The sequence below is a fragment of the Rhodoferax sp. genome (assembly GCF_014859475.1).
Lineage (GTDB): Bacteria > Pseudomonadota > Gammaproteobacteria > Burkholderiales > Burkholderiaceae_C > Rhodoferax.
On sequence record NZ_JACUUE010000309.1, the window covers coordinates 1 to 2,046 of the forward strand.

The window sequence follows — 2,046 nt, forward strand, 5'->3', positions numbered from 1 at the left end:
AGCGATACCTTGCCAAGGTATAGGTCGAGAGTTCGAGTCTCTTTTCCCGCTCCAGGTTTTTACTTGGTGTTGATCAATGTTGGCACCAAATGCGGGAATAGCTCAGTTGGTAGAGCGATACCTTGCCAAGGTATAGGTCGAGAGTTCGAGTCTCTTTTCCCGCTCCAGTTAAATCAAAAAGGGAAGCACAGCTTCCTTTTTTTTGCAGAGTTTGCGGCGCGATAGCAAATCGGTTATGCAACGGATTGCAAATCCGTCTAGCCCAGTTCGACTCTGGGTCGCGCCTCCATTTAACAAGCCGGCCCGAGTGGTGGAATGGTTTACACAGCAGACTTAAAATCTGTCCCCCGTTAGGGGTTGCCGGTTCGAGTCCGGCCTCGGGCACCATTCAACGGTTTCAGACCGTCTCAGAACACCTCAAAACCCGCACGTTGAACCCGCATGTTCCCAGGCATGGCGGGTTTTTTTACGTCAAGTCAGGCCATTTTTGATGTCGTATTGGCCCCACTGAGCATGCGTTCCACGTACCTTGCGATCAGGTCAATCTCCAGATTGACGCGTGAGCCAGCCGTGAGTGCGCCCAAAGCGGTGTTTTGCACTGTGTGCGGAATCAGGTTGATGCGCATTTCGCAGCCATCGGCACTGTCCTGGATGTGGTTCACGGTCAGGCTGACGCCGTTGATGGTGATCGAGCCCTTGTAGGCCAGGTACTTGGCCAGCGCGGCAGGCGCCATCACTTGCAGCTGCCAGCTTTCGCCGACCTGGGCAAAGAAGGTGACGCGGCCGATGCCATCGACGTGGCCCGACACAATGTGACCGCCCAGCCGGTCATGGGCGCGCAGGGCTTTTTCGAGGTTGATGGCGCCCACCTGGTCGAGTCCGGCGGTTTTGTCGAGCGACTCGGCCGAGATGTCGATGGTGAATTGCTGCTGTGCGGCGTCGAGCGTGGTCACGGTCATGCAGGCGCCGTTGAGCGCAATGCTGTCGCCCAGGCCCACGTCGTCGAGGTAGCCGGGGGGGCAGGTGAGGGTGAGGCGCTTGCCGTGCTCGGCGCTGTCGCCCAAGGGGTGCACGGCGCTGATATGGCCGATGCCGGTGATGATGCCTGTGAACATATTTTTCCAGTTAAAAAAGGTCGCGGCCGCAAACGCGGGCGACCACACGCAGGTCGGGGCCCAGCATGGCGGTGGACTTGAATTCCAGCGGCACGGCTTGCGCCAGTTCTTGCAAAGGGCCAAAGTGTGCCATGCCGCGCCCCTGGCCGATCAGCTTGGGGGCAAGGTACACCACAAATTCATCGACCAGGCCTTCGTGGATCAGCGAGCCGTTGAGTTTTTCGCCGGCTTCCACGTGCAGCTCGTTGATCTCGCGGCGTGCCAGGTCGTGCAGCATGGCGGCCAGATCGACCTTGCCGCTGGCATTGGGCAGCAGCACCACGGTGGCGCCATGCGCCTCAAGCGCCGCCTGTTTGGCGGCATTGGGCACGGCGGCGTAAATGATGAGGGTGCGGCCCGGCATGAAAAGTGCCGCATCCAGCGGGATTTGCAGGCGGCTATCGACCAGCACCAAGGCCGGCTGGCGCGGAGTATCCACCAGCCGCACGTCGAGCCTGGGGTTGTCGGCCAGCACGGTGCCGATGCCGCTCAGCACGGCGCAGGCACGGGCGCGCCAGGCGTGGCCGTCGGTGCGGGCTGCGGCTGAGGTGATCCATTGGCTCGCGCCGTTGTCGAGCGCGGTTTTGCCGTCAAGCGAGGCCGCCAGCTTCATGCGCACCCAAGGCGTTTGGCGCAGCATGCGACTGAAAAAGCCGAGGTTGAGTTCGCGTGATTCAGCGGCACCCGGGTCGATTTCGACCGCAATGCCGGCGGCGCGCAGTCGTGCAAAGCCCTGGCCTGTGACCAAGGGGTTGGGGTCGCCAATGGCCGCTACCACGCGCTGGATGCCAGCGGCAATCAAGGCATCGCAGCACGGCCCGGTGCGGCCCTGGTGCGAGCAGGGCTCCAGCGTGACATAGGCGGTGGCGCCCACCACGCTGTGGCCGCGGGC

At 61.8% G+C, this 2,046-nt stretch carries 2 protein-coding genes and 3 tRNA genes; 3 read left to right on the top strand and 2 right to left on the bottom strand.

The genetic code is table 11. The annotated features are described in order from the left end of the window. Positions 1–91 precede the first annotated feature (91 nt). From IBX54_RS14735 to IBX54_RS14745, 3 genes are all read left to right on the top strand, one after another. Positions 92–167, top strand: a tRNA-Gly gene (locus IBX54_RS14735). A gap of 48 nt (positions 168–215) precedes the next feature. After that, positions 216–289, top strand: a tRNA-Cys gene (locus IBX54_RS14740). A 12-nt stretch (positions 290–301) separates the two neighbouring features. Then, positions 302–387, top strand: a tRNA-Leu gene (locus tag IBX54_RS14745). An 89-nt stretch (positions 388–476) separates the two neighbouring features. Here the strand turns inward: IBX54_RS14745 and IBX54_RS14750 are convergent. Further along, positions 477–1,115: a riboflavin synthase gene (locus IBX54_RS14750; RefSeq protein WP_296543404.1), complete on the bottom strand. Its 639-nt coding sequence runs from the start codon at positions 1,113–1,115 to the stop codon at positions 477–479. A 10-nt stretch (positions 1,116–1,125) separates the two neighbouring features. Then, on the bottom strand, positions 1,126–2,046 hold a 921-nt coding region (gene ribD, locus IBX54_RS14755), incomplete at its 5' end, for a bifunctional diaminohydroxyphosphoribosylaminopyrimidine deaminase/5-amino-6-(5-phosphoribosylamino)uracil reductase RibD (protein ID WP_296543405.1).

Coding starts and splice junctions, on each gene's coding strand:
- IBX54_RS14750 (WP_296543404.1), bottom strand. CDS start 1,115: ATGTTCACAGGCATCATCACCGGCATCGGCCATATCAGCGCCGTGCAC.